The following is a 24,903-nucleotide window of genomic DNA, read 5'->3' as shown; positions in this document are numbered from 1 at the left end:
TCGGCGGATGCCCGCCACCGGTGCGCGCGGTAGCGTCGGGTCACGTGCTCACTTCGTTCGTCCTCTTCGGACTGGGGATCCTGTCCGGCGTCACGACCGCGCTCTTCGGCTTCGGCGGCGGGTTCGTGACCGTGCCGGTGGTCTACGCCGTGACGGGCACGATGCACGTCGCGGTCGGCACGTCCACGGCGGTGATGCTGGTCAACTCGCTCATCGCGACGGTCACCGTGGTGCGCGCGGGCCGGCTGCGCCGCGAGTACGCCTGGCCGTTGGGCGCGTTCATCGCGGCCGGGGCCGGCCTCGGCGCGCTCGCGGCCACCGGGGTCGCGGACGGGGCGCTGCACGCGCTGTTCGCGACCTACCTCGCGCTGACCATTGTGGACAGTGTGCTGCGGCGGGGCTTCCTCACCGGAGGGGCACCGCGGCCGCTCGGCCGGGCGACGGTGTCCGCGGGCGGCGCCGGGATCGGTGCGGTGGCCGCGTTCCTCGGGGTCGGGGGCAGCGTGCTGACCGTGCCGCTGCTGCGCCGCCGCGGCCTGCCGATGAGCGACGCGACCGCGCTGGCCAACCCGCTGAGCCTGCCGGTCGCGGCGGTCGCGACGGCCGTCCACCTGGCCGCCCCCGGCCCGCCGGCCGTCGACCCGGCGGCCGCGGCCCTGCTGCTCGCGGGATCCCTGCCGTCGATCGCGGTCCTGCGGCGGTGGCCGCCCGCCATCCCGGACCGCGCCCACGCCGTCGCCTACCTCGCCCTGCTCGCCGCGGCGCTCGGCACGGTCCTGTGGTGAGCCACTCGCCGGTGTGAACCCGGTCGCCGGCTCCCCAGCTTCGGTGTACAGTCGTTCACTCAATCGCGTCGAACGGCAGGGAACCGGTGCACCCACCCAGCGACACCCCCACCGGGCCGTTCGGCTCCGGTCTGCTCGGTCCGCTCGACCAGGACGTCACCGTATTGCGCCGGCGCGTCCAGCGCCTGCTGACCGCCACCCTGATCGCCACCAACGTCATCGGCGCGCTGGTCGTCGTCGGGCTCGCCGCGCTGCTCATCCCGTCCCCCGGCATGACCGGCGACCTCGTGCGGGTCACCGCCTTCGCCGTTCCGGCGTACGTCGTCGCCGCCGTGGTCGTCGGAACGCTCTGGGGCACGCGGGGTGCGCTCCGGACGCTGCACTGGGCGGCCGAGGGCCGGTCGCCGAGCGAGGCCGAACGCGTCGCCAGCCTGCGCGTCCCCCTGCGCCTGACGCTCATGCAGGCCGTCCTGTGGGGCGTCGCGACCGTGGTGTTCGCGGCGCAGGCCGTGCTCCTGCAGCCCGCGGTCGCGCTGACCGTGTTCCTCGTCGTCGCGTTCGCGAGCGTCGTGGTGTGCGCGATCGCGTACCTCTTCGGCGAGTTCGCACTGCGGCCCTACGCCGCGCGGGCGCTGGCCGGCACCGCGCCGCCGCGGCCGCTCAGCGGCGGCGTCAACCTGCGGATGCTGCTGTTCTGGTGCCTGGGCACCGGCGTACCCGTCGCCGGCCTGGTCGTGACGGCGGTGCTGGCCTGGGTGCGCGGCGACGTCTCGACCACGAAGCTCGCGGTGTCGGTGATCGCGCTCGGGCTGGTCGTGCTCTGCTTCGGCCTGCTGGTCACCGTCTTCAGCGCCCGCGCGGTCGTCAACCCGATCACGTCGGTCCGGGACGCGCTGGGCCGCGTCCGGGCGGGCGAGTTCGACGTCGCCATCCCGGTCTACGACGGCACCGAGCTGGGCCTGCTGCAGGCCGGGTTCAACGACATGGCAGCCGGGCTGGCCGAGCGCGAACGGATGCGCGACCTCTTCGGCCGCCACGTCGGGCACGAGGTCGCCGTCGAAGCCATGCGGTCGTCGGCCGAGCTGGGCGGCTCGGTGCGCACGGTGTCGGTGCTGTTCGTCGACCTGGTCGGGTCGACGGCGCTGGCGGCGAGCCGCCCGCCCGAGGAGGTCGTCGGGCTGCTCAACCGGTTCTTCGCGGTGGTGGTCGACGAGGTCGACCGGCACCACGGGCTGATCAACAAGTTCGTCGGCGACGCGGCTTTGGCCGTCTTCGGGGCACCTGCGGAACTCGGCGACCACGCGACCTGCGCGCTGGCCGCGGGCCGCGCGATCGCCCGGCGGCTCGCCGAGGAGGTGCCGGACGGCCCGGCCGGCATCGGCGTGGCGACCGGGGACGCGGTCGCGGGCAACGTCGGCGACCCGCGCCGCTTCGAGTACACGGTGATCGGCGACCCGGTCAACGAGGCCGCCCGGCTGACCGAGCTGGCGAAGAACGCGCCGGGCCGCCTCCTCGCGTCGTGGACGGCGGTCGAGGCGGCGGCCGCGGAGGAAGCAGCGCGGTGGACGGCGACCGAGGACGTCACCCTGCGCGGGCGCACCCGCCCGACCACGTTGGCGTCGCCCGTCTAGAGGCGGGGGTCGACGTGGACCTTCGGCGCGGCGAACCGCTCGCCGGCCAGCACCGCGCCGACCCGGTCCAGCCCGACGGTCGCCCCGACCAGCGGGCGCGGGTCGACGGTCCCGGCGGCGTAGGCCGCGATCGCTTCGGCCAGCCCCGCTGACCCGGACAGGACACCGACCGCCGTGACGTCCTTGAGCACCAGCGCGCGGCTGTCGAGCGTGCTGGGCCGCCCGGACAGTCCGATGTAGACGACCCGGCCGGCCGGCTCCACCAGGTCCAGCGCCAGCGCGGGCGAGGTGGGCGCGTCCGTGGCGTCGACGACCGCGTCGAAGGGCAGGTCCGGGAGCGTCTCGCGGGTCCAGACGTCGTCGCCGCCGGTCAGGCCCAGCAGGTGCACCTCGGCGCCGGCGGCGCGCAGGAACATCGCGGTGAGCAGGCCGATGGTCCCGGGCCCCAGCACCAGCGCCCGGTCACCGGGGCCGGCGCCTGCCGCCCGCGCGGCCCGCAGCGCGTTGCCCCCGGGCTCGACCAGGGCACCCAGCACGGCGTCGACCTCGTCGGGCAGGACGTGCAGCGACCACGCGGGAACGGCGAGCTTCTCGGCCAGCGCACCGGCCCGCCCGCCGCGGATGCCGACCTCCTGCCGGCGCTCGCAGGTGTGCTGGTGGCCCTTCCGGCAGCGGCGGCACGTCCGGTCGCCGAGCATGGTGTCCCCCACGACCCGCCGTCCGAGCCAGGTCGGGTCGACCCCGTCGCCGACAGCGGAGACCGTGCCGCACCACTCGTGCCCGAGCCGCATCGGGTAGGCGGCGTGGCCCTGGTGCAGGTAGGCCATCTCACCGGTGAAGAACTCGACGTCGGTGCCGCAGACCCCGGCTCGTTCGACGTCGACGACGACCTCACCCGGGACCGCTTCCGGGACGGGCACTTCCTGGACGGCCCCTTCGCGCGGGCCGGTGAGCACGAAGGCCCGCATGGTCGAAGACATGGCCGCATGCTCGCACCCGCCGCCGCGATCGCTTTCGGGCGGCCCGGTTGTCGGTCTACGCGAGTGAAAGGACAACCCATGATCTTGCTGACAGGGACGACCGGGCTGACCGGTTCCGCGGTGCTGCGCGCGTGCCTGGCCGACGGGCTGCCGGTCCGCGCGCTGGTCCGTGACCCGGCGAAGGCCACCGGCTTCCCGGACGGCGTCGACGTCGTGCCCGGCGACCTGCTCGACCCGCCCGCGAACGCGTTCGACGGCGTCGACCGGGCGCTGCTGATCTCCTCCGCCGACGAACGGCTCGTCGAGACGCAGCAGGCGTTCATCGACGCCGCGAAGCGCGCCGGGGTGGGGCGCGTCGTGAAGATGTCCGGGCGCGGGTGCCGGAGCGGCTCGGGCTTCCGGTTCGCGCGGATGCACGCGGAGATCGAGCGGTACCTGGCGGGCTCCGGGCTCGCCTGGTCGGTGCTGCGGCCGAGCCAGTTCATGCCGGTGTACTTCCGCGAGGTGCCGTCGATCCGGCGCGACGGCGTGCTGAGCCTGCCGATGGGGGACGCGAAACTCGCGCCGGTGGACGTCGGCGACATCGCGCGCGTCGCCGTCGCCCTGCTGCGCGGCGAAGGCGAGGACGGCGGGCGGTACGAGCTGACCGGGCCCGAAGCGCTGACGATGGCCGAGGTCGCCGAGCGGATCGCCGCGGTCGCCGGCCGGCCGGTCCGCTACGTCGACGCGGACCCGGCGGGCAAGCGGGCGGAGCTGCTCGCCGCCGGGATCCCCGCGTTCTTCGCCGACGCGGTGGACGAGCTGTTCGCCGAACGGCGCACGGGTGCCGAGGAGTCCCGGGTGGACTTGAGCACGCACGAGCGGTTCGGCGTCCGGCCCACGACCTTCGCCGAATTCGCCCAGCGGCACGCGGCGGTGTTCCGCGGCGAGGCGCCGCCGACGCACTTGTGGGCGTCCGGCTGGCAGCAGCCGGCTTGACGTGCCGGGCCGGGCCGCGTGCGAAGCGCGGGTCGGCCTGGCAAGCCGTTCCCGAACACTTGCTAATTTCTTGACACCTGTCCATTATCGAACCCGTGCGAGCCGACTGGACGACCGAAGCCCCCGTCAAGGACCGGCGGGTGCGCCGGTCGCGGGCCGCGTTGATGCGCGCCGCCGTCGAGCTCGTCTCCGAACGGGACTCCACCGCCGTCTCCGTGTCCGAGCTCGCCGAGGCGGCGGACGTCAGCCGTCAGGTGCTCTACCAGCAGTTCGGCGACCGCGACGCGCTCCTGCTGGAGGCCGCCCTCGACCTCGTCCGTCGAGAGCTCCTGGACGGCTTGGACGACCCGCCCGGCGACGAACGCGCGTCGCTGCTGGCCCTGACCCGGCACTTCGCCGCCCACCGGCGCTTCTACCGCGCGCTGCTGACCGGGACGTCCGCGTTCGCGTTCACCGAGGCGCTCACCGGCCTGTTCCTCCCGCTCAACCGCCGGCACCTCGGCCAGGCCCTCGGCGACCGGCTCGGCGATCGGGAGGTCGAGGACCTGGCCACGTTCCTGACCGGCGGGGCGGGCGCGGTCGTCAACGCCTGGGTCGTCGGCGGGCCGGACCCGCTCGACGCGAGCGGGTTCACCGACCGGCTGCTGCGGATCCGGTCGGTCGTCACCGCGACGATCACGAAGGAGGCCGACCGGTGATCAGCCGTGTCCTCGAACGCCTGCTGGAGCTGCCCGCCCCGGCGACCCGGCGCCTGGTCGTCCAGCGCGACCTGCGCGTCCCGATGCCCGACGGCGCCGAGCTGCTCGCCGACCGGTGGGCGCCCCGCACGGGCGGGGACGGCCTGCCGACCGCGCTGATCCGCAGTCCCTACGGCCGGAAAGGCCCGTTCGGCGCGTTGCTCGCCCGGCCGCTGGCCGAACGCGGCTTCCAGGTGCTGGTCCAGAGCACGCGCGGCGGCTTCGGCTCCGGCGGCGTCTTCGACCCGTTGCGGCAGGAACGCGAAGACGGCCTCGCGACGCTGGACTGGGTGGTCCGGCAGCCGTGGTCCGGCGACGCGGTGGTGCTCGTCGGCGCGAGCTACCTCGGCTACGTCCAGTGGGCCGTCGCCGACCGGCTGCCGCCGCAGGTGAAGGCGATGGTCCCGCACGTCACCGAATCCGGGCTGACGCTGGAGTTCCTGCGGGAGGACGGCCTTTCGCTGGAGACGCCGTTCGGCTGGGGCGTCCAGGTCGCCGTCCAGGAGCGCCGGTTCGCGCTGCTGCGTCAGCGCGGCCAGGCGAAGAAGCTCGAGCGGGCGCTGGCCACGCTGCCGCTCGCGCAGGCGGACGTCGTCGCCATCGGCCACCGCTCCGACTACATCCAGGACGTCTTGGCCCACGCCGAAAACCACCCGCGGTGGGCGGCGGTCGACCACCGGGCGCGCGTCGCGGACGTCACCGTGCCGGTGAGCGCGATCGGCGGCTGGTACGACATCTTCCTGCCCGGCCAGCTGCGAGACTTCCGGACGCTGCAGGACGCGGGACGGCGGCCCCGGCTGACCGTCGGGCCGTGGACCCACGCCGGCCGGCCCGACCTGCTCGCCGGCACGGGCACCACGCTCCGGGAGACGCTCACCTTCGCGCTCGCGCACGCCCGCGGCGAGGAGCCACCCGAGCGCGCGCCGGTCCGGCTGTTCGTCATGGGCGAGGAAGCCTGGCGCGACTTCGCCTCCTGGCCACCGGAAGGCTATGCGCCGCAACGGTTCCACCTTCACAATGGCGGATCGTTGTCGGTGGACGAGCCCGCGGAGTCCGAGCCCGACCGCTACCGCTACGACCCGGCGGACCCGACGCCCGCGGCCGGCGGCGTGCGCATGGCCCCGGACGCCGGCCGCGTCGACAACGCGGCCCTGGAAGCCCGCGCCGACGTCCTCACCTACACCACGGCCGTGCTCGAGGAGGACGTCGAGGTCATCGGGGACGTGCACGCGGAGATCTGGTTCCGCAGCAGCCTTTCCTTCGCCGACGTCTTCGTCCGGCTCTGCGACGTCGACCCCGGCGGCCGGTCGGTCAACGTCTGCGACGGACTGACGAGCCTGACGAACGCGGACGAGCCGGCCGCGGCCGGCGTGCGGATGTGGCCGACGGCGCACCGCTTCCGGCGCGGGCACCGCATCCGGGTGCAGGTGTCCAGCGGCGCGTTCCCGCGCTACGCCCGCAATCCCGGCACCGGCGAGCCGCACGCCACCGCGACCACCCTGCGCGCCGCGGACCAGGAGGTCCACCACGACCCGGCCCGCCCGTCGGCGATCGTGCTCCCGGTCCGGACGTGAACGCGCGGCGGGTTCCGCCCTCTTGACCGACGGTTATTTTCCCGAATTCCCGGCACGCGGCGAAACCAACGCGAAATGGCGTGAAAAAGAATTTTCCGGAGGCGACGCGGAATTCTGTAACGCATTCCGCGGCCGCACGACTAACGCGGTGCTCCGATTCGCCGGGGAGGCACTGTGGACGTCAAGACGGACGAGCAGTCCGAACAGGAACGCGCCGCCGCCACGCGCGCCGAGGAACGGGCCGGGCAGCGGCGGGCGAAGATCGCCTTGCTGCGCAAGCCCGGTGGCATCGCCGAAGCCGACGAGCCCAGCCGCGTCGCCACCCGGATCGACCGGCTCGGCCGGTACTACCCCGACGTGCGGCCGGTCAACCCGGCCGCGATCGCGGCGGGCGACCCGGCGGCGATGACCGCCGCCGGCGCGATCCTCGAACGGATCGTGCTCACCGACGACCTCCTCGGCGTGGGCTACCTCGAAGGCGGCGTCACGGCTTCGGCGGCCGTCGGCCGGGTGAACATCCGCGACGACCGCGGCCGGCTCACCGGCTACGGCACCGGATCGCTGGTGTCACCGGAACTCCTGCTCACCAACCACCACGTGCTGCCCGACGCCGCGACGGCCGGGTCCAGCGTCGTCGAGTTCGACTACCAGGACGGCGTCGACGGCCTCCCCCGGCCGGTGCGCGCGTTCGGGCTCGACCCGGACCGCTTCTTCGTCGCCGACGAAGACCTCGACTTCGCGCTCGTCGCGGTCGGGGCGGCCGCGGCCGACCTGCGCCCGTTCGGGTTCAACCGGCTGATCGGCAGTGAGGGCAAGGCGATCGTCGGCGACTTCGTCACCATCATCCAGCACCCACGCGGTGGCAAGAAACAGGTCGCCCTGCGGGAAAACCGGATCGTCGACGTCCTGGACACGTTCCTGCACTACGAAACCGACACCGAACCCGGTTCGTCGGGCTCGCCGGTGTTCAACGACCAGTGGGAGGTCGTGGCCTTGCACCACGCCAGCGTCCCGGCCGCGGGGCACGCGGAGTACGGCGGCTTCCTCAACGAGGGGATCCGGGTCAGCCGGCTGCTGGCCTTCCTGCGCGGACAGCGGTTTTCGGCCGACCGGCAGGCGTTGGTCGACCGGCTCGGCACCCGGCCCGAGCGCGCCCGGCCGGTCGCCGACGGCGGTCCGCAGGTGCTCACCCTGACGACGCCGGTCGACATCCGGCTGCGCGCCGAACCGGCGACGACGGCCGAGGCCGGGGGAATCGACCCCGACTACTCGAACCGCGAAGGTTACGACCCGGGCTTCCTGCCCGGGCACACGGTGCCGCTGCCCGCCCTGCCCGACGCCCTGGTTCCGCTGGCCGCGGAGAACCGCCAGGCGACGAGCGAGCCGCGGTACGTGCTGCCCTACCACCACTTCAGCGTCGTGCTGAACAAGGTGCGGCGCCTGGCCTTCTTCACCGCCGTCAACATCGATGGCCGTACCAGCCAGGCCCTGCGCCGCGACGCCGACCACTGGTCGCTGGACCCCCGGGTCGAGGAGGGCGAGCAGGTCGGCGAGGAGGTCTACCGGGCCAACCCGCTCGACCGCGGGCACCTGGTCCGCCGTCTCGACCCGGCGTGGGGCGCGACGGCCGCGATCGCGCAGCTGGCCAACGACGACACGTTCCACTTCACCAACTGCTCGCCGCAGCACAAGGACTTCAACCAGAACAAGACGACGTGGGCCGGGCTCGAGGACTACGTCCTGAACAACGCGGAGAACCACGCGCTGAAGGTCAGCGTGGTGACCGGCCCGGTGCTCGCCGAGGACGACGACCGCTACCGCGGGGTCCAGCTGCCGCGCCAGTTCTGGAAGGTGGTCGCGATGGTGAAGGCCGACGGCACGCTGTCGGCGACGGCGTACCTGCTGAGCCAGGAGGAGCTGATCCGCGGGCTGGAGGTCGCGGGCGAGTTCAGCTACGCCGCCTACCGCACGTACCAGGTCCCGGTCCGGCGCATCGAGTCGCTGACCGGGCTGTCGTTCGGCGCGCTGCCCGACGCGGACCCGTTGGAGCGCCTGGAATCGACCGGGTCGGTGCGGGAGGTCGGCGGCCCGGGCGACCTGCTGCTCTGACCACGGCGTGACCGGCCGCGGCAGCCGCGAGGTCCCGGGCGTCGGGCAGCGGCTCGTCGTAGGTCGCGGCCGGTTTCGAACGGCATGCGGGGTGTGGCCGGGCGCCGCCGTCAAGAACCGCCGGCCGGGCCCAGCCACCTCGCCAACGCCGAACGCAGCTCCGCCACGACCAGGTCACCCACCGAAGCCCACGCCAGGTAACCGTCCGGACGCACCAGCGCGGCCAGCCGCTCGTCCGGGAACGCCAGCGGCCGCGCCGTCACCACCCGCAGCCTGCTCCCCCACTCCGCCGCCACCGGGGCCGCTCCCGTCCCCGTGTCCAAGAGCACCGCGCCGCCCTCGCGGAACCGGGTCGCCAGCGTCGTCCCGTCGGCCAGGGCCAGGTCGGGCACCCGGTGGCCGGTCAGCGGGTGGCCGCCCGGGAGGTCGTAGTGCTGCCAGCCACCGCCGATGCGGGAAACCACGTGGGTCGCGCCGTCCGCGGTGTCCAGGAGGTCGGCCACCACCTCGCGCAACGCCTCCGCGCGCGGTCCGCGCGGTGTGCTCAGCGCCGTCTGCGCCATGCTCCAGCGCTGGACCCACGCACCGATCGGGTGCCGTTCAGGCGTGTAGGTGTCCACCAGGGACTCCGGGGCGAGCCCGCGCGCGACCGGGGCGAGCTTCCACCCCAGGTTGACCGCGTCGCCGAGCCCGACGTTGAGGCCCTGCCCGCCCGCGGGCGAATGGACGTGCGCGGCGTCGCCGCAGAGCAGGACGCGGCCGCTCCGGTACGTCGTCGCCTGCCGGGTCGTGTCCGCGTACCGGGTGCCGACGTGCACGCGCGTGACCGCCACGTCGGTGCCGCTGACCCGTCGCAGGCTCGCCTGCATTTCCGCCGCCGTCACCGGCTCGTCGCGATCGGCGGTCACCTCGTACTCGACGGTGTGCACGCGCGGCGGCTCGTCGCCGCCGCCCCAGCCACCGAGGACGTACGAGCCGTTTTCGCCGTGCTGCCAGTCGCCCGCGACGAGCTTCTCCGGCGCGTCGAGGTCCACCACCGCCTGCCGGCCGGTGAAGACGGGGTCCTCGCCGGGGAACTCGAACCCGGCCAGCCGGCGCACGGTGCTGCGGCCGCCGTCCGCGCCGACCAGCCAGCCGGCCCGCACGGCACCCTGTCCGGTGTGGACGGTCACGCCGTCGTCGCCGGTGTCGAACCCGGTCAGCGCGACGCCGCGCCGCACCTCCACGGCCGCCCACGAGCGGAGGATCTCCTCCAGGGCGGCCTGGCTGATCACCCCCGCGCCGAGGAACTCCTCGCCCGGCCCGGGCGGGCGCAGCCGGCCGGCCCGGATGCCGATCCCCGCGAAGTGCCCGACGAAGAAGTCCCCCGGCGCGTCTCCGGGAGCGGGCAGCGTCTTCGGATCGACCCACATCGCGGCCGCCCGTTCGACGGCGGGCAGCAGGCCGCGCAGGTGCAGCGCGTGCACCGAGGGGGTGTTCAGCGCCCGCGCCCCCATCGACCCGAAGCGCGCCCGCGGCGTTTCCGCCTCCCGTTCCAGCACCAGCACCCGGGCGCCGCCCAGCCTGAGTTCGCCCGCCAGCAGCAGGCCCACCGGGCCGCCACCGGCCACGACCACGTCGAAATCCATCCTCGCCCCCAAAACCCGGAACAGTGTGCTCAGTAAGAGTCACGCTAGCGAACTGGGTACAGTGTTCGCAATAACGAAGGAGGTCCGCGGTGCCGGCGAACGACCAGCCGCCGCTCTGGCTGCGTCCCGAGCAGGGCACGCGCGGCCCGAAGCCCGCGCACACCCGGCGCGACGTCGCCCTGGCCGCCATCCGGATCGCCGACGCCGAAGGCCTCGACGCCGTGTCGATGCGGCGCGTCGCCGCCGAGCTCGGCGCCGGGACGACGTCGCTCTACCGATACGTGTCCAAAAAGGACGAAGTACTGGAGCTGATGGGCGACGAGGTGCTGGGCGAGCTGCGGGAAACCGAGCTGCCCGCCGGGTGGCACGAGGGGCTGCGCACCATCGCCCGGTCGCTGCGGGAGGTCTGCCTGCGCCACCCCTGGTTCGCGAACGTGCTCGCGGGCCGGGCGATCCACGGCCCGCACAGCCTCCGCTGGCGCGAGCGCACGCTCTCGGCGTTCGACGGCATGGACCTCGGCACCGACGACATGCTCGCCGCGCTCGGCACGCTCTCGGCGTTCGTCCTGGGTCACGTCCTGGCCGAGCTGGCCGACCGCGAGGCCGCGCGGCGGTCGGGCCTCAGCCACGACCAGTGGATGGAACGGGAAGGCGAGTACGGCCCGATGATCATGGGCAGCGACGCCTACCCGCGGTTCACGCGGGTGATGATCGAGGCCGAGCTGCCGCACGCCGCCGACCGCCAGGAGCGGGGTTTCGCAGCCGGGCTGGACCGGGTGCTGGCCGGGATCGCCGCGCACCTGCCGGCTTAGTCAGGACCGTCCGGTGAGCACGTCGAACGCGTGGCGGCGGTGGACGGCGAACAGGTCCAAAGCCGCGTCACGGTCGCCGGCCCGCAGTGCCTCGGCGAGCTGCCGGTGCTCGGCGGGGATGCCCGCGAGGTAACCCTGCGACTCGACGCCGATCCGCGTCAGCAGGAACAGGTGGACCTGCGAGCGGATCGCTTCCCACGCCTCGCGCAGGCGGCGGTGGCCGGCGGCGGCGTACACCGCGTCGTGGAAGTCCAGGTCGCAGCGGACCATCTCGTGCTCGTCGGCCGCCCGGTCCATGCGCGCGACCACGGCGTCGACCGCCGTCAGGTCGGGACCGCGGTCGACCACCAGCGTGACGGCGAGCTGCTCCAGCGCCGCCCGCAGGGTGTCCAGCTCGGCGACGTCCACATCGGACAGTGCCGTCACCGTCGTCCCGCGGTGCCACTCGCTCCGGACCAGCCCCTCGCGCTCGAGCTTGAGCAGCGCCTCCCGCACCGGGCCGCGGCTGACGCCGAGTGCGTCCGCCAGCTCCACTTCGCGCAGCGAGCCGCCCGGCGGGTAGGTGCCGTCGAAGATCGCGTCCCGGATGCGGTCGGCCACCTCGTCGGCCAGCCCGCGCCGCCGCGCGGGAGCCACTTGAGCATTCATGTCCTGATGTTAACATTCAGACATGACGATCCCGCGCTTCCACCTCGCCATGCCCGTCGACGACCTGACCGCCGCCCGCCGCTTCTACGGCGAAGTCCTCGGCCTCGACCAGGGCCGCAGCGCCGACACCTGGGTCGACTGGAACCTGCACGGCCACCAGTTCGTGACGCACCTGGCACCGAAGGGGCCCGAGCGGATCCACAACCCGGTCGACGGCCACGACGTGCCGGTCCCCCACTTCGGCCTGATCCTCACGATCCCCGAGTTCCAGGCGCTCGCCGAGCGGCTGCGCGCGGCCGGGACGGAGTTCGTGATCGAGCCCTACGTCCGCTTCGAGGGGCAGCCCGGCGAGCAGTGGACGATGTTCCTGCTCGACCCCGCCGGGAACGCCCTGGAGTTCAAGGCCTTCGCGGACGACTCACAGGTCTTCGCGGTCTGACGACCCCCGCAGGGATCCCGGGTGCGCCTTCGCCCCGGGGTCGCGCCGGGTCTTGACCAGGCTGGCGACCGTCACGACGGCCAGCACCCCGATGATCACCGCGAGGCTCACCGGCGTCGCGATCTCCGGCACGCGCTCGTCGATGTCGACGTGCGCCCAGTGCAGGATCAGCTTCACCCCGATGAACGCGAGGATCACCGCCAGCCCGGCCGAGAGGTACACGAGCCGATCGAGCAGGCCTTTCACCAGGAAGTACAGCGCACGCAGGCCGAGCAGCGCGAAGGCGTTCGCGGCGAAGACGATGTAGGGCTCCTCGGTGACGCCGAAGACCGCCGGGATCGAGTCGAGGGCGAACAGCAGGTCGACGCCGCCGATCGCGACGAGCACCACGACCAGCGGCGTCACCACCCGGCGGCCGCCTTCGCGGGTGAGCAGCCGGCCGCCGTCGTAGGCGTCGGAGACCGGCAGGACCCGGCGGGCCGTCCGGACCACGACGTTGTGCTCGATGTCGGGGTCGGCGTCGCGGTGCCGGAACAGCTGGACGCCGGTGTAGATCAGCAGCAGCCCGAACAGCAGGAACATCACCGAGAACAGCGAAAGGAGCGTCGCGCCGAGCACGATGAAGATCGCCCGCATGACCAGCGCGAGGACGATCCCGAAGGTGAGCACCTTGTGCTGGTGCTCTTCGGGGACGGCGAACGTCGTCATGATGATCACGAAGACGAACAGGTTGTCGACCGACAGGCTCTTTTCGACGATGTAGCCGGCGAAGTACTCGGTGCCGAATTCGCCGCCGTGGGCCAGCGTCAGCCAGACGCCGAACGCCACCGCGACCAGGATGTAGCCCACCGACCACGCGACGGCCTCACCGAACCCGACCCGGTGCGGCCGGAGCGCGGCGAGCACGAGGTCGACCGCGAGCAGCGCCACGACGACGCCGATGGTGACCAGCCAGGTGCCGACGCCCATGCGCTCCCCCGCTCCCGTGTGTGCCGCGATCGTAAGGGCGGCCCCGCGACCGCGCATCAGGAGTCCACTGTGGACAGCTCCAGCGGTCGGCACACGGGCGCCTGTGCCGTACACTCCCGTACCTCTTACTTTGAGTGCCGCGTGATGACGGAGAGTGCCGATGGGGAGTGCCGTCGACGAGCCGCCGGACGCCGTGCTGCTCGCCGCCTTCCGCGCGGGTGACCTCGACGCCGCCGGCGTCCTGTTCCGCCGGCACGCCGAGCCGCTGCGCCGGACCGCCGCGGCGTGGGCGAAGCAGCCCGCGGAGCGCGACGACCTGGTGGCCGAGACGTTCGCCAGGGTGCTGGCCGTCGTGCGCGCGGGCGGCGGGCCGGACGGCGACCTGCGGCCCTACCTCGTGGTGACGCTGCGGAACCTCGTGTGCCGCTGGGGCAGGCAGGGCAGCCGGGTCGAGCTGTGCGAGACCGTCCCGGAGACGAGTGCGAGCGGCGCCGACGAGCCGGCGCTGCACCGGACCAACGCGAAGCTGGTGTGGTCGGCGTACTGCACGCTGCCCGGCCGGTGGCGGACGGTGCTGTGGCGGACCGAGGCCGAGGGCGACACACCGACGGAGGCGGCCCCGCTGCTGGGCCTGTCGCCGAACAGCGTCTCGGCGCTGGCGATGCGGGCGCGCGAGGGGCTGCGCCAGGCGTACCTGCAGGTCCAGGTGCCCGACGCGGAGGAACCGGTGTGCCGCGAGCCCCGCCGCCGGATGGGGGCGTGGGTCCGGGGCGCGCTGTCCCCGCGCCGGGCGAGCGTAGTCGCGAACCACATCGCGGGCTGCGGCGCGTGCCGGTCGGTGGCGAGCGGGCTGGACGAGGCGAACCGCGAGCTGCCGGGCTCGGCGGCCCGCCTCCCGGCTGATTCGCCCGCGCCAGGAGTGTCTTGAATGAGTCATTCAGGACCTCCGAAGACCTGAATGACTCATTCAAGACAGCGGGCTCGCGGAGTTCACGGGCGGGAGAGGGCCGAGCCCGACCACCGTTGCGCGAAGGTTGCCCCGCCCCCGCTCCCCCGGGTTACCGTGAAGCCCGGCCCAGGAGGTGGCGGTGGACGACGAAGTCTGCGCGGTCCGGCCCGGCACCGACGTCGCCGGGCACGCCCGGCTGCTCGCCGGCATCCACGACGCCGTCCTCGCCGGGCGCGCGCCCGCGAAGGCGCCGCGCCGGCTCGTCGAACGGTCCTGGCGCCGCGTCGCCGCGCAGGGGGTCGATCCCGACCGGCCGCCCGCGCCCGATCCCGTGGGGGCCGCCGAAGTCGAACGGCGGCGGACGGTCTGCCGGCTGAACGAGGTGCTGCCCGAACTGCGCGGCGCGCTGACGTCGGTCGCCGAAGACGCGCACCACCTGATGGTCGTCACCGACGCCGACGGCGTCGTCCTCTGGCGTGAAGGTGCCCGCGGGGTGCGTCACCGCGCCGACTCGCTCGGCTTCACCGAGGGCGCCACCTGGTCGGAGCCCGCGATCGGCAGCAACGCGATCGGCACCGCGCTGGCCGAAGCCGCGCCGGTGCAGATGTTCGCCGCCGAGCACTTCGTGCGCTCGCACCACACCTGGACCTGCACCGCCTCGCCGGTGCACGACCCGCGGACCGGCGAGCTGCTCGGGATCGTCGACGTCAGCGGCCCGGCCGAGACCGTCCACCCGATGACCGTCGCCCTGGTCGGGACGTCGGTGCGGCTCGCCGAGGCCGTCCTGCACCAGCGGCACGAGGCCCGGCTCGAAGCGCTGCGCCGGCTGTCCGGTCCCCTGCTGCGCACGACCGGGCTGGTCGTCGACGCCCACGGCTGGGTCGCGGCGCAGAGCGGCGTCCACGGGATCGACCGGGTGGCCGCGCCCCGCCACGGCGTGCCGGTCGCGGTCCGCGGCCTCGGCGCGTGCGAGCCCGAGCCGGTGCCCGGGGGCTGGCTCCTGCGGCCGAACCGGCGCAAAACCTTGAGGCTGACCCTCGACCTCGAACCGCCGCGCGCGGTCGTCGAAGGCTCCGCGCGATGGACGCACCCGCTCGGCAGGCGGCAGGCGGACCTGCTGCGGCTGATCGCGACCGCGGGCCCGGCCGGGGTGTCGGCGGCGCAGCTGTCGGAGACGCTCTACGGCGACCGGACGCACCTGGTGACCGTGCGCGCCGAGCTGTCGCGGCTGCGCAAGCTGATCGGCGGCCTGCTGCTCGCGCGGCCGTACCGGTTCGCCCCCGGCGTCGACGTCGTGCTGATGCAACCTTAGGGCAACCCTTCCCCCGACCCGGCCCGCCGGGGTTGGCTGCCCGGAACGCGCCGCCGACGACGACGGTGCCCGACGCGGGGAGGTCCGCTCATGACCCAGACCCTCGAACCGGCCGCGGCCCTCGATCCCCGGCAGCGCGTCGACGGCTGGCTCGCCGAATTCGAGGCCGCACTCGCGGCCCGGGACGCCGACCGGGCGGCCGCCCTCTTCGCGACGACGTCGTTCTGGCGCGACCTGATCGCGTTCACCTGGAACCTCAAGACGGTCGAAAACCGCGGCGGCGTCAAGGATCTGCTGCTGGCCACCATGGACGGCACCGGCGCGACCGGCTTCCACATCGCCGAGGAACCGACCGAGGCCGGCGGGATCGTCGAAGCGTGGATCGGGTTCGAGACGGCCGCCGGCCGGGGTCGCGGGCACCTGCGGCTCAACGGCGAAGGCGCGTTCACGTTCCTCACGACGCTGTACGAGCTGAAGGGCCACGAGGAGCCGCTCGGCACCGGCCGGCCGAAGGGCGCGGAGCACGGCATCAACCGCGAGCGCGTCACCTGGGCCGAGGCGCGGCAGGCCGAAGCGGCCGAGCTGGGCACGACCCGGCAGCCGTACGTCGTCGTCATCGGCGGCGGGCAGGGCGGGATCGCGCTGGGCGCGCGGCTGCGGCAGCTCGGCGTGCCGCACGTGGTCGTCGACCGGTACGCGCGCCCGGGCGACCAGTGGCGCGGCCGGTACAAGTCGCTGTGCCTGCACGACCCGGTCTGGTACGACCACCTGCCCTACCTGGACTTCCCGCGCACCTGGCCGGTGTTCGCGCCGAAGGACAAGATCGCCGACTGGCTCGAGATGTACACGAAGGTCATGGAGGTCAACTACTGGTCGTCGACGACGTGCAAGAGTGCCACCTACGACGAAGAGGCGAAGGAGTGGACCGTCGTCCTCGACCGCGACGGCGAAGAGGTCGTGCTGACGCCGAAGCAGCTGGTGCTCGCGACCGGCATGTCGGGCAAGCCGAACGTCCCGGTGCTGCCCGGCCAGGACCGCTTCCGCGGCGAGCAGCACCACAGCTCGCGCCACCCCGGCCCGGACGCCTACCGCGGCAAGAAGGCCGTGATCATCGGGTCGAACAATTCGGCGTTCGACATCTGCGGCGCGCTGTGGGAGGCCGGCGCCGACGTCACGATGGTCCAGCGCAGCTCGACGCACATCGTGAAGTCGGACTCGCTGATGGACCTCGGCCTCGGCGACCTCTATTCGGAACGCGCCCTGGAAGCCGGGATGACGACGCAGAAGGCGGACCTGACGTTCGCCTCGCTGCCGTACCGGATCATGCACACGTTCCAGCAGCCGGTGTACGCGGCGATCAAGGAGCGTGACCAGGAGTTCTACGACCGCCTCGAAGCGGCGGGCTTCCGCCACGACTGGGGCGACGACGATTCCGGCCTCTTCATGAAGTACCTGCGCCGCGGCTCGGGCTACTACATCGACGTGGGCGCGGCGGACCTGGTTGCCGACGGTGACGTCAGGCTCGCGCACGGCCAGGTCGTCGAGCTGACCGAGACGTCCGTGAAGCTCGACGACGGCACCGAGCTGGAGGCCGACCTGGTGGTCTACGCGACGGGCTACGGCTCGATGAACGGCTGGGCGGCCGACCTGATCAGCCAGGAGGTCGCGGACAGGGTCGGCAAGGTCTGGGGCCTGGGCTCGGACACGACCAAGGACCCCGGGCCGTGGGAGGGCGAGCAGCGGAACATGTGGAAACCCACGCAGCAGGAAGGCTTGTGGTTCCACGGCGGCAACCTGCACCAGTCACGGCACTACTCGCTCTACCTGGCGCTGCAGCTGAAGGCCCGCGCCGAGGGCATCCCGACGCCGGTCTACGGGTTGCAGGAAGTGCACCACCTTTCCTAGCCCGACAGCGCGCGCACGGGATCGCCGAAGAGGAGGGCGGTCCCGTGTGCGCGCTTGAAGTACAGGTGGGCGTCGTGTTCCCAGGTGATCGCGATGCCGCCGTGGAGCTGGACCATCTCCGCCGCCGCGTGCGAAAACGCCTCGCCGCACACGACTTTCGCCGTCGCGACGGCTTCGGCGTCACCGTCCACAATGGCCGCGTACAGCGCCGAGCGGGCCGCTTCGACGTGGACGTGCACGTCGGCCATCCGGTGCTTCAGCGCCTGGAACGAGCCGATCGGGCGGCCGAACTGGCGGCGTTGCTTCGTGTACTCCACCGTCAGCTCCAGAGCCCGGGCCGCCGCGCCGACCTGTTCCGCGGCCACCGCGATCACGGCCGTGTCGAGCAGTTTTTCAAGCCTGAACCCGTCGGCGTCGAGGCGGCGGGCCGGGCTCGACGCGAAGTCCACCACGGCGAGCCGCCGGGTCGGGTCGAGCGTGGTGACGCGTTCGCGGCGGACGCCGTCGAGAGGCACCTCGAACAAGCCGACACCGTCCGCTGTCCGGGCCACCGCCAAGAGGACGTCCGCGAGGTCGCCGTCGAGGACGTAGTGCGCGCGGCCGTCGAGTCCGGTGTCCGACGCGGTGAGCCCGGGCGTCCAGTCCTCGTCGGACCAGGCCAGCGCGGCGAGGGTGGTACCCGCGGCGATGCCCGGCAGCAGCCGTTCGCAAGCTTCGTCGTTTCCCGTGCGCAGCAACGCTTCCCCGCACAGCACGGCGGAACCCAGCATCGGGACGGGGGTCAGGGTCCGGCCGAGTTCGGCCATGACCACGCACACCTCGGCCAGGCCGGCACCCGCGCCGCCGTAGTGCTCGGGGATCGCCAGCGCGGCCACGCCGATCTGCTCGCACAGCGTCGACCAGAGCTTGTCGTCGTACCCGAGGGGGGACGCCATCGCCGCGCGCACCGCCTCCGGGCCCGACCGGCGGGTCAGCAGGGACCGGACGGCGTCCCGCAGGGCCTGGGCTTCCTCGGTGTCCTGGGGGTCGGTCATCGCAGCACCCGCGTCCGGTGGAAGGCCCCGGTCCCCCAGGCGCCGGCGAGGGCCCGCACCTTCGTCAGGCGCAGGCCGAGGTCGTGCTCGACGGTGTAGCCGATGGCGCCGTGCACCTGCAGGGCCGTCCGCGCGGCGAGGTACGCGGCGTCGCCCGCCATGACCTTCGCCGCCGAGACGTCCCGGGCGAACGTCTCACCGGCGACGGCCGCGCCGTGGACCAGCGGGCGGGCCAGTTCGAGCCGGGTGGCGACGTCGGCGAGCAGGTGCTTGATCGCCTGGTACTCGCCGATGGCCCGGCCGTACTGGCGACGCTGCTTGGCGTACGCCACCGACGTGTCGAGGAGCCACTGACCGGCGCCGAGCAGCTGAGCGGACACGGCGAGGACGCCCAAGTCGAACGCGGCCACCTCGCCCGCCGGGGTCGCGGGGACCCGGAACAGCCGTCGGGCCGGGTCGATCGAGCGGACGAGTTCGGGCTCCGGTTCCAGCTCGGCGCCGGTGAGGTCCAGCACCACACCCGCGACGTCGGCGTCCAGCGCCAAGGGGACTTCCGGCGGCGCGGCGAGGGTGGCCAGGAGGTCGCCTTCGGTGAGGGCGGTGAGCCGGTCGCCGGTCAGCAGCGCCGGGGCGACCGCGGCCGACTCGACGAGCGGGCCCGGGACGGCGTGGTAGCCGAGCGCTTCGAACGCGACTACCAGGTCGACCGGGCCGGCGCCGAGACCGCCGGCGTCCTCCGGCACGAGCAGTCCGAACACCCCGACGTCGGCGAGCGCACGCCAGAGCTTGAGGCCGCGGTCGTGCTCCCCCGCCGCCCAGGCCCGGGTGGTCGCCGCGGTGTCCGCCCCGCCCAGCAGGTCGTGCAGCGTCGCGGCGAACTGCCGGTGCTCCGGCGACAGCTGGAACCTCATCGGCGGGCCTCCCTGGGCAGCTTCAGCAGCCGTTCGGCGATCGTGTTCCGCTGGATCTGGTCGGTACCGCCGTAGATCGGCCCGGCCAGGGAGAACAGGTAGCCGTTCACCCACGCCTCGTCGGTCTCCGCCTCCGGGCCCAGCACGTCCAACGCGGTCTCGTGAAGTTCGACGTCCAGGTGGGACCAGAACAGCTTGTTGACGCTCGATTCCGGGCCCAGCTCGCCGCCCTCGGCCAAGCGGCTCACCGTGCCGAACGTGTAGAGCTGGTAGGCGCGAGCCCCGATCCAGGCGTCCGCAACGCGGTCCTTTGTGGAATCCGCGGAGCCACGGGAACGCCAGAGGTCGGCCAGGCGATCGGCCGCGGCGAGGAACCGGCCGGGGCTGCGCAGCGACAGGCCACGCTCGTTGTTCGCGGTCGTCATCGCGACCCGCCAGCCCTGCCCCACCTCCCCGATCACGTCCTCGTCCGGCACGAACACCTCGTCGAAGAAGATCTCGGCGAACCCGGGTTCGCCGTCGAGCTGCGGGATCGGCCGGACCGTCACGCCGTCCGCGCGCAGGTCGGCCATGAAGTACGTCAGGCCGTGGTGGCGCTGCGCGTCCGGGTCGGTGCGGAACAACCCGAACGCGCGGTCGGCGAAGGTGGCCCGGGAACTCCACGTCTTCTGCCCCGACAACAACCACCCGCCGTCGGTGCGGACCGCCGTGCTGCGCAACGCCGCGATGTCGCTGCCCGCTTCGGGTTCCGACCACGCCTGCGCCCACACCTGCTCGCCCGTCGCCATCGCGGGCAGGATCCGGTCGCGCTGCTCTTGCGTACCGTGGGCGAACAACGTCGGGCCGAGCATGAAGATGCCGTTCTGGCTCACGCGTCCTGGTGCGCCCGAGGCGTAGTACTCCTCCTCGAACAGCAGCCACTGCAGCATCGGCGCGTCCCGGCCGTGGTACTCCCGCGGCCACGACACGACCGACCACCGCGCCTCCGCCAGCTCGGCTTCCCATTCGCGGTGCGCCGCGAAGCCCTCGGCGGTGTCCATCGACGGCAGCGTCCGCACGTGCTCGGAAAGCCACGACCGGGCCTCGTCGCGGAAGGCCGCGGACGCCTCGTCGACGTCGAGGTCCATCACGCCCCCTTGTTCGCGTCACGCATCGACCGCGCCGACTGCCCGCCCAGCGAATCTTCCGACGTCTCCGCGTTGTGCGCGTGCGCCAGGTGGTGGAGGCCGAACACGGAGTCCATTCCGGACCGCAGGCCCATCAGGTCCTCGGCCTGGTTGACGGCTTTCTTCGCCAGTGCCAGCCCGAACTGCGGCATCCCGCTGATCTTTTCGGCCAGTTCGAGGGTGTGCTGTTCCAGCTCGGCACGCGGCACGATCCGGGTCACCATCCCCCACTCCTTGGCTTGCTGGACGGTGAACCGCTCCCCGGTGAAGAGCACTTCCTTGGCCGCGCGCGGGCCGAGCACCCACGGGTGCGCGAAGTACTCGACACCCGGAATCCCCATGCGCACCACGGGATCGGCGAAGAACGCGTCGTCCGCGGCCACGATCAGGTCGCATACCCACGCCAGCATCAAGCCACCCGCGATGCACGCGCCCTGGATGCTCGCGATCATCGGTTTCGGGATTTCCCGCCACCGGCGGCACATCCCGAGGTAGACCTCGGACTCGCGGGCGAACCGCTGGTCACCGCCGGCCCGGTCGGTGTGGTCCCACCACAGCACCGCGCGCCGGTCGAACGTCTGATCCGCGTCGCGGCCCGGGCTGCCGATGTCGTGCCCGGCCGAGAAGTGCTTTCCTTCCCCCGCCAGCACGATCACCTTGACCTCGGGGTCGTTCACGGCCTCGGTGAAGGCGTCGTCGAGCGCGTAGGTCATGGCCGAGTTCTGGGCGTTGCGGTAGTCGGGCCGGTTCATCGTGACGACCGCGACCGGCCCGCGCCGCTCGGAGCGGACCACCGGTTCACTCATGCGTTCTCCTCGGTCAGCAGCCGCTTCAGCACCTTGCCGGAAGCGTTGCGGGGCAGTTCGTCCAGGAACGCGACGAACCGCGGGGTCTTGTAGTTGGCCAGCCGCTCGCGGCAGAACGCCAGGACGTCCCGTTCGGACAGTCCGGTGCCGACGACGAAGGCCTTGCCGACCTCGCCGAGCCGTTCGTCCGGGACGCCGACGACGGCGACGTCGCGGACGCCGTCCAGTTCGGTCAGGGCGTGCTCGACCTCGGCCGGGTAGACGTTGAAGCCGCCGCAGATGTACATGTCCTTGAGCCGGCCGGTGAGCGTGAGGTTGCCGTCGGCGTCCAGCTCGCCGACGTCGCCGGTGTGGAGCCAGCCCTGCTCGTCGACGGCCTTCGCGGTGGCGTCCGGGTCGTCGAGGTAGCCGAGCATCACGTTCGGCCCGCGGACCACGACCTCGCCGGGCGAACCGTGGATCGCGACCTCGAAGTCCGCCGTCGCGCGGCCGGACGTGCGCGCGACCAGCTCGGCGTCGTCGCCCGGCCGGCACATCGTCACCACCACGGCTTCGGTGAGGCCGTACGCGGTCAAGACGATGTCGAAGCCCAGCTCGGCCCGCATGCGCCGGACGAGCGACGCCGGCACGTCGGCCGCGCCGGTCACCGCCAGCCGCAATGACGAGAGGTCGCCGCGTTCGGGTTCGTTCAGCAGTGACTGGAAGATCGTCGGCGCGCCCGGGAGCACCGAGACGCGTTCGCGGGCGATCAGGTCCAGGGCGGCCCGCACGTCGAACACCGCCTGCGGCACGATCGTCGCGCCGGTCAGCAGCCCGACCACGATGCCGGCCTTGTAGCCGAAGCTGTGGAAGAACGGGTTGATCACCAGGTACCGGTCGTCGGCGGTGACCCGGCCGCAGTCCGCCCAGGCCGCGGCGACGCCAACCACCTGGCGGTGCGCCGACAGCACGCCCTTCGAGCGGCCGGTCGTGCCCGAGGTGAACAGGATGTCGCTGACGTCGTCCGGCCGGACGGCGTCCGCGCGGCTTTCGGCCTCCGCGAGCGGCACCTGCTCCGCGAGGTCCAGGAACTCGTCCCAGCCGAGGGTGCCCGGCACCGGCCGGTGCGGTTGTTCGAGGGGCACCCGGACGACCGTGCCGAGGTCCGGCAGGCCGGCGCCGGTGGCCACGATCGCGGCGTGGCGGTCCGCGCCGAGGAAGTCCGCGGCCACGACCAGGGCTTTCGCCCGGCTGCGGACCAGCAGGTCCACGGTCTCGGCGGCGGTGAACCGGGTGTTGACCGGCACCAGGGCCGCGCCTGCGTAGAGCGCGCCCAGCGCCGTGAGCACCCAGTGGTGGGTGTTGGGCAGGGTGATGGCGACGCGGTCGCCGGGCTGGACGCCCCGGGCCGCGAAGGCCCGCGCGACCGATTGAACACGTTCCAGAAGCGCGTCGAAGCCGAGCCGGACGTCGCCGTCGACCAGTGCCTCCGCGGCGCCGAACTTCGCGGCGGCATCGCGGACGACGGCCGGGATCGTGGTCTGTCCCACCACACCCTCCTCTGGACCGGCAAACTAGAACGTGTTCTCATTACCCTAGGTGCCGGACCGGCCCGGCAGCAAGGAGGCGTGCGTGGAACCGACGCGATTCCGCCGCGAGGTCGCGGGCTGGCTCGCGGACAACCTGACCGGCGAGTTCGCCCAGCTGCGTGGCCTCGGCGGGCCGGGACGCGAGCACGAGGCGTTCGACCTGCGGCTGGCCTGGGAACGCCACCTCGCCGCGGCGGGCTGGACGTGCGTCGGCTGGCCGGTCGAGCACGGCGGCCGCGGCCTGTCCCTCGACGACCAAGTGGCGTTCCACGAGGAGTACGCGGCCTCCGGTGCGCCCGCCCGGGTCAACCACATCGGCGAACAGCTGCTCGGCCCGACGCTCATCGCCTTCGGCACACCCGAGCAGCAGGCTCGTTTCCTGCCCAAGATCGTCGCCGTCGAAGAACTCTGGTGCCAGGGCTACTCCGAGCCCGGCGCCGGCTCCGACCTGGCCGCCGTCTCGACGTCCGCGGTCCTGCGTGACGGCGAATGGGTGGTCAACGGCCAGAAGATCTGGACGTCCCTGGCCCACGTGGCCGACTGGTGCTTCGTCGTCGCCCGCACCGAACCGGGGTCGCAGCGCCACCACGGGCTCTCCTACTTGCTGGTGCCACTGCGTCAGGACGGCGTGACGGTCCGGCCGATCCAGCAGCTCACCGGGACGTCGGAGTTCAACGAAGTCTTCTTCGACGACGCCCGCACGGCCGCCGACCTCGTCGTCGGCGCGCCGGGCGAAGGCTGGAAGATCGCCATGGCCACGCTCGGGTTCGAACGCGGGGTTTCGACGCTGGGCCAGCAGATCGGCTTCCGCCGCGAACTCGACGACATCACCGCCGAGGCGAAACGGCTCGGCACCTACGACGACCCCCTGCTGCGCGCCGACCTCACCCGCGCCCGCATCGGCCTGCGCGTCCTGCGTGCCCACGCCCTGCGGACGCTCGGCCGCCCCGCCGGACCGGAGGTCGCCGTCGGCAAGCTGCTGTGGGCGCAGTGGCACCGCGGGCTCGGCGAGCTCGCGATGCGGGCGCGAGGGGCGCGTTCGCTGACCGCCTCCGGTGGCGAACTGGACGACTGGCAGCGGCTGTACCTGTTCACCCGCGCCGACACCATCTACGGCGGGTCGGACGAAATCGAGCGGAACATCATCGCCGAGCGCGTGCTCGGCCTGCCGAGGGAGGCGCGCCCGTGATCCCGCACTACCCAGCCGGCCACGACCTGTTGTCCGGCAAGGTCGTCGTGGTGACCGCCGCGGCCGGCACCGGCATCGGGTCGGCCGTGGCCAAGCGCTGTCTCGAAGAGGGCGCGAACGTCGTGATCAGCGATTGGCACGAACGGCGTCTCGGGGAGAAGGCCGCCGAACTCGCCGAGCTGGGCAAGGTGCACGCGCTCCCCTGCGACGTCACGAAGGAAGACCAGGTCCAGGCGCTCATCGACGGCGCCGTCGACCACTTCGGACGGCTCGACGTCATGGTCAACAACGCCGGGCTCGGCGGCACGAAGTCCGTGCTGGACATGACCGATGACGAGTGGTCGAAGGTCCTCGACATCACCCTCACCGGGACGTTCCGCTGCACCCGCGCGGCCTTGAAGCAGTTCGTCGCCCAGGGCGGTGGCGGGGCGATCGTCAACAACGCCTCGGTGATCGGCTGGCGCGCCCAAGCCGGTCAGGCACACTACGCGGCCGCGAAGGCCGGGGTCATGGCACTCACCCGGTGTTCGGCGCTCGACGCCGCCGAGCACGGCGTCCGGATCAACGCCGTCGCGCCGAGCCTGGCCATGCACCCGTTCCTCGCCAAGGTGACCAGCGACGAACTCCTGGCCGACCTGACCAAGCAAGAGGCATTCGGCCGGGCGGCCGAGCCGTGGGAGGTCGCGAACGTCATGGTCTTCCTCGCCAGCGACTACGCGAGCTACCTCACCGGCGAAGTCGTCTCCGTCTCCAGCCAGCACCCCTAGGAGCTC

General features: G+C 73.0%; 22 protein-coding genes. 13 read left to right on the top strand and 9 right to left on the bottom strand.

Annotation, left to right across the window (positions count from 1 at the left end):
• Positions 1 to 44 precede the first annotated feature (44 nt).
• Together ACIQWX_RS47660 and ACIQWX_RS47655 are read left to right on the top strand one after the other, a co-directional pair.
• A complete protein-coding gene (locus tag ACIQWX_RS47660; protein ID WP_400886188.1) occupies positions 45 to 785 on the top strand; it encodes a sulfite exporter TauE/SafE family protein in 741 nt (246 codons plus the stop codon).
• 86 nt (positions 786 to 871) lie between these two features.
• Positions 872 to 2,416, top strand: coding sequence for an adenylate/guanylate cyclase domain-containing protein (locus ACIQWX_RS47655; protein ID WP_400886186.1), 1,545 nt, complete (start codon positions 872 to 874; stop codon positions 2,414 to 2,416).
• Here ACIQWX_RS47655 and ACIQWX_RS47650 read toward each other — a convergent pair.
• The gene (locus ACIQWX_RS47650) at positions 2,413 to 3,396 is read right to left on the bottom strand and encodes a zinc-binding dehydrogenase (RefSeq protein ID WP_400886183.1); all 984 of its coding nucleotides are present in this window, start codon (positions 3,394 to 3,396) and stop codon (positions 2,413 to 2,415) included. The two genes, ACIQWX_RS47655 and ACIQWX_RS47650, sit on opposite strands and share 4 nt — an antisense overlap.
• A 78-nt stretch (positions 3,397 to 3,474) precedes the next feature.
• Between ACIQWX_RS47650 and ACIQWX_RS47645 the strand changes: the two genes are divergently transcribed.
• The 4 genes from ACIQWX_RS47645 to ACIQWX_RS47630 all read left to right on the top strand — a co-directional run bounded on the left by ACIQWX_RS47645 (position 3,475) and on the right by ACIQWX_RS47630 (position 8,794).
• Positions 3,475 to 4,374 (top strand): SDR family oxidoreductase, encoded by a 900-nt coding sequence (locus tag ACIQWX_RS47645; RefSeq protein ID WP_400886181.1) that lies wholly within the window; start codon positions 3,475 to 3,477, stop codon positions 4,372 to 4,374.
• A gap of 95 nt (positions 4,375 to 4,469) precedes the next feature.
• Entirely contained in the window at positions 4,470 to 5,072 is a 603-nt protein-coding gene (locus ACIQWX_RS47640; RefSeq protein WP_400886180.1) for a TetR/AcrR family transcriptional regulator, read from the top strand.
• Positions 5,069 to 6,685: a CocE/NonD family hydrolase gene (locus ACIQWX_RS47635; protein ID WP_400886178.1), complete on the top strand. Its 1,617-nt coding sequence runs from the start codon at positions 5,069 to 5,071 to the stop codon at positions 6,683 to 6,685. The genes ACIQWX_RS47640 and ACIQWX_RS47635 overlap by 4 nt, the downstream gene beginning before the upstream one ends.
• 174 nt (positions 6,686 to 6,859) lie before the next feature.
• A complete protein-coding gene (locus ACIQWX_RS47630; protein WP_400886175.1) occupies positions 6,860 to 8,794 on the top strand; it encodes a DNA/RNA non-specific endonuclease in 1,935 nt (644 codons plus the stop codon).
• Positions 8,795 to 8,904: 110 nt separating this feature from the next.
• Here the strand turns inward: ACIQWX_RS47630 and ACIQWX_RS47625 are convergent, their stop codons facing one another.
• On the bottom strand, positions 8,905 to 10,422 hold the full coding sequence (locus tag ACIQWX_RS47625) for an FAD-dependent monooxygenase (protein ID WP_400886173.1): 1,518 nt from the start codon (positions 10,420 to 10,422) through the stop codon (positions 8,905 to 8,907).
• An 89-nt stretch (positions 10,423 to 10,511) separates the two neighbouring features.
• On the opposite strand from ACIQWX_RS47625, the gene ACIQWX_RS47620 reads away from it, so the two are divergent.
• Complete coding sequence (locus ACIQWX_RS47620; protein ID WP_400886171.1) at positions 10,512 to 11,234, top strand: TetR/AcrR family transcriptional regulator; 723 nt, start codon at positions 10,512 to 10,514, stop codon at positions 11,232 to 11,234.
• On the opposite strand, the gene ACIQWX_RS47615 is transcribed toward ACIQWX_RS47620, so the two are convergent.
• Positions 11,235 to 11,882: a GntR family transcriptional regulator gene (locus ACIQWX_RS47615; protein ID WP_400886169.1), complete on the bottom strand. Its 648-nt coding sequence runs from the start codon at positions 11,880 to 11,882 to the stop codon at positions 11,235 to 11,237.
• A 22-nt stretch (positions 11,883 to 11,904) separates the two neighbouring features.
• Here ACIQWX_RS47615 and ACIQWX_RS47610 point away from each other — a divergent pair, with 22 nt between their 5' ends.
• Positions 11,905 to 12,321, top strand: coding sequence for a VOC family protein (locus ACIQWX_RS47610; protein WP_400886167.1), 417 nt, complete (start codon positions 11,905 to 11,907; stop codon positions 12,319 to 12,321).
• Here ACIQWX_RS47610 and ACIQWX_RS47605 read toward each other — a convergent pair.
• A complete protein-coding gene (locus tag ACIQWX_RS47605; RefSeq protein WP_400886165.1) occupies positions 12,301 to 13,290 on the bottom strand; it encodes a TerC family protein in 990 nt (329 codons plus the stop codon). The genes ACIQWX_RS47610 and ACIQWX_RS47605 overlap by 21 nt on opposite strands.
• A gap of 160 nt (positions 13,291 to 13,450) precedes the next feature.
• Here ACIQWX_RS47605 and ACIQWX_RS47600 point away from each other — a divergent pair, with 160 nt between their 5' ends.
• From ACIQWX_RS47600 to ACIQWX_RS47590, 3 genes are all read left to right on the top strand, one after another.
• Positions 13,451 to 14,218: a sigma-70 family RNA polymerase sigma factor gene (locus tag ACIQWX_RS47600; protein ID WP_400886163.1), complete on the top strand. Its 768-nt coding sequence runs from the start codon at positions 13,451 to 13,453 to the stop codon at positions 14,216 to 14,218.
• 160 nt (positions 14,219 to 14,378) lie between these two features.
• Positions 14,379 to 15,551, top strand: a complete 1,173-nt coding sequence (locus ACIQWX_RS47595; RefSeq protein WP_400886161.1) for a GAF domain-containing protein — start codon at positions 14,379 to 14,381, stop codon at positions 15,549 to 15,551.
• Positions 15,552 to 15,641: 90 nt separating this feature from the next.
• Positions 15,642 to 17,456 carry a flavin-containing monooxygenase gene (locus ACIQWX_RS47590; RefSeq protein ID WP_400886158.1) on the top strand — a complete coding sequence of 605 codons (1,815 nt, stop codon included), beginning with the start codon at positions 15,642 to 15,644 and terminating at the stop codon, positions 17,454 to 17,456.
• On the opposite strand, the gene ACIQWX_RS47585 is transcribed toward ACIQWX_RS47590, so the two are convergent.
• From ACIQWX_RS47585 to ACIQWX_RS47565, 5 genes are read right to left on the bottom strand one after another with little or no spacing between them, the layout of a single operon-like run.
• Positions 17,453 to 18,490: an acyl-CoA dehydrogenase family protein gene (locus ACIQWX_RS47585; protein WP_400886156.1), complete on the bottom strand. Its 1,038-nt coding sequence runs from the start codon at positions 18,488 to 18,490 to the stop codon at positions 17,453 to 17,455. The genes ACIQWX_RS47590 and ACIQWX_RS47585 overlap by 4 nt on opposite strands.
• Entirely contained in the window at positions 18,487 to 19,401 is a 915-nt protein-coding gene (locus ACIQWX_RS47580) for an acyl-CoA dehydrogenase family protein (protein ID WP_400886153.1), read from the bottom strand. The genes ACIQWX_RS47585 and ACIQWX_RS47580 overlap by 4 nt, the downstream gene beginning before the upstream one ends.
• Entirely contained in the window at positions 19,398 to 20,528 is a 1,131-nt protein-coding gene (locus ACIQWX_RS47575) for an acyl-CoA dehydrogenase family protein (RefSeq protein ID WP_400886151.1), read from the bottom strand. The genes ACIQWX_RS47580 and ACIQWX_RS47575 overlap by 4 nt, the downstream gene beginning before the upstream one ends.
• Positions 20,528 to 21,373 carry an enoyl-CoA hydratase gene (locus tag ACIQWX_RS47570; RefSeq protein ID WP_400886148.1) on the bottom strand — a complete coding sequence of 282 codons (846 nt, stop codon included), beginning with the start codon at positions 21,371 to 21,373 and terminating at the stop codon, positions 20,528 to 20,530. Before ACIQWX_RS47570 ends, ACIQWX_RS47575 begins: the two co-directional genes overlap by 1 nt.
• Positions 21,370 to 22,902, bottom strand: a complete 1,533-nt coding sequence (locus tag ACIQWX_RS47565) for a FadD3 family acyl-CoA ligase (RefSeq protein ID WP_400886147.1) — start codon at positions 22,900 to 22,902, stop codon at positions 21,370 to 21,372. Before ACIQWX_RS47565 ends, ACIQWX_RS47570 begins: the two co-directional genes overlap by 4 nt.
• Positions 22,903 to 22,984: 82 nt before the next feature.
• Between ACIQWX_RS47565 and ACIQWX_RS47560 the strand changes: the two genes are divergently transcribed.
• Together ACIQWX_RS47560 and ACIQWX_RS47555 are read left to right on the top strand one after the other, a co-directional pair.
• On the top strand, positions 22,985 to 24,130 hold the full coding sequence (locus ACIQWX_RS47560) for an acyl-CoA dehydrogenase family protein (protein WP_400886144.1): 1,146 nt from the start codon (positions 22,985 to 22,987) through the stop codon (positions 24,128 to 24,130).
• Positions 24,127 to 24,897, top strand: coding sequence for an SDR family oxidoreductase (locus ACIQWX_RS47555; protein WP_400886142.1), 771 nt, complete (start codon positions 24,127 to 24,129; stop codon positions 24,895 to 24,897). The genes ACIQWX_RS47560 and ACIQWX_RS47555 overlap by 4 nt, the downstream gene beginning before the upstream one ends.
• Positions 24,898 to 24,903 lie beyond the last annotated feature (6 nt).

Origin of the sequence: Amycolatopsis sp. NPDC098790 (assembly GCF_044759945.1) — a bacterium.
Classification (GTDB): Bacteria; Actinomycetota; Actinomycetes; order Mycobacteriales; family Pseudonocardiaceae; genus Amycolatopsis.
This window is presented reverse-complemented; position numbering and strand designations above follow the sequence as displayed.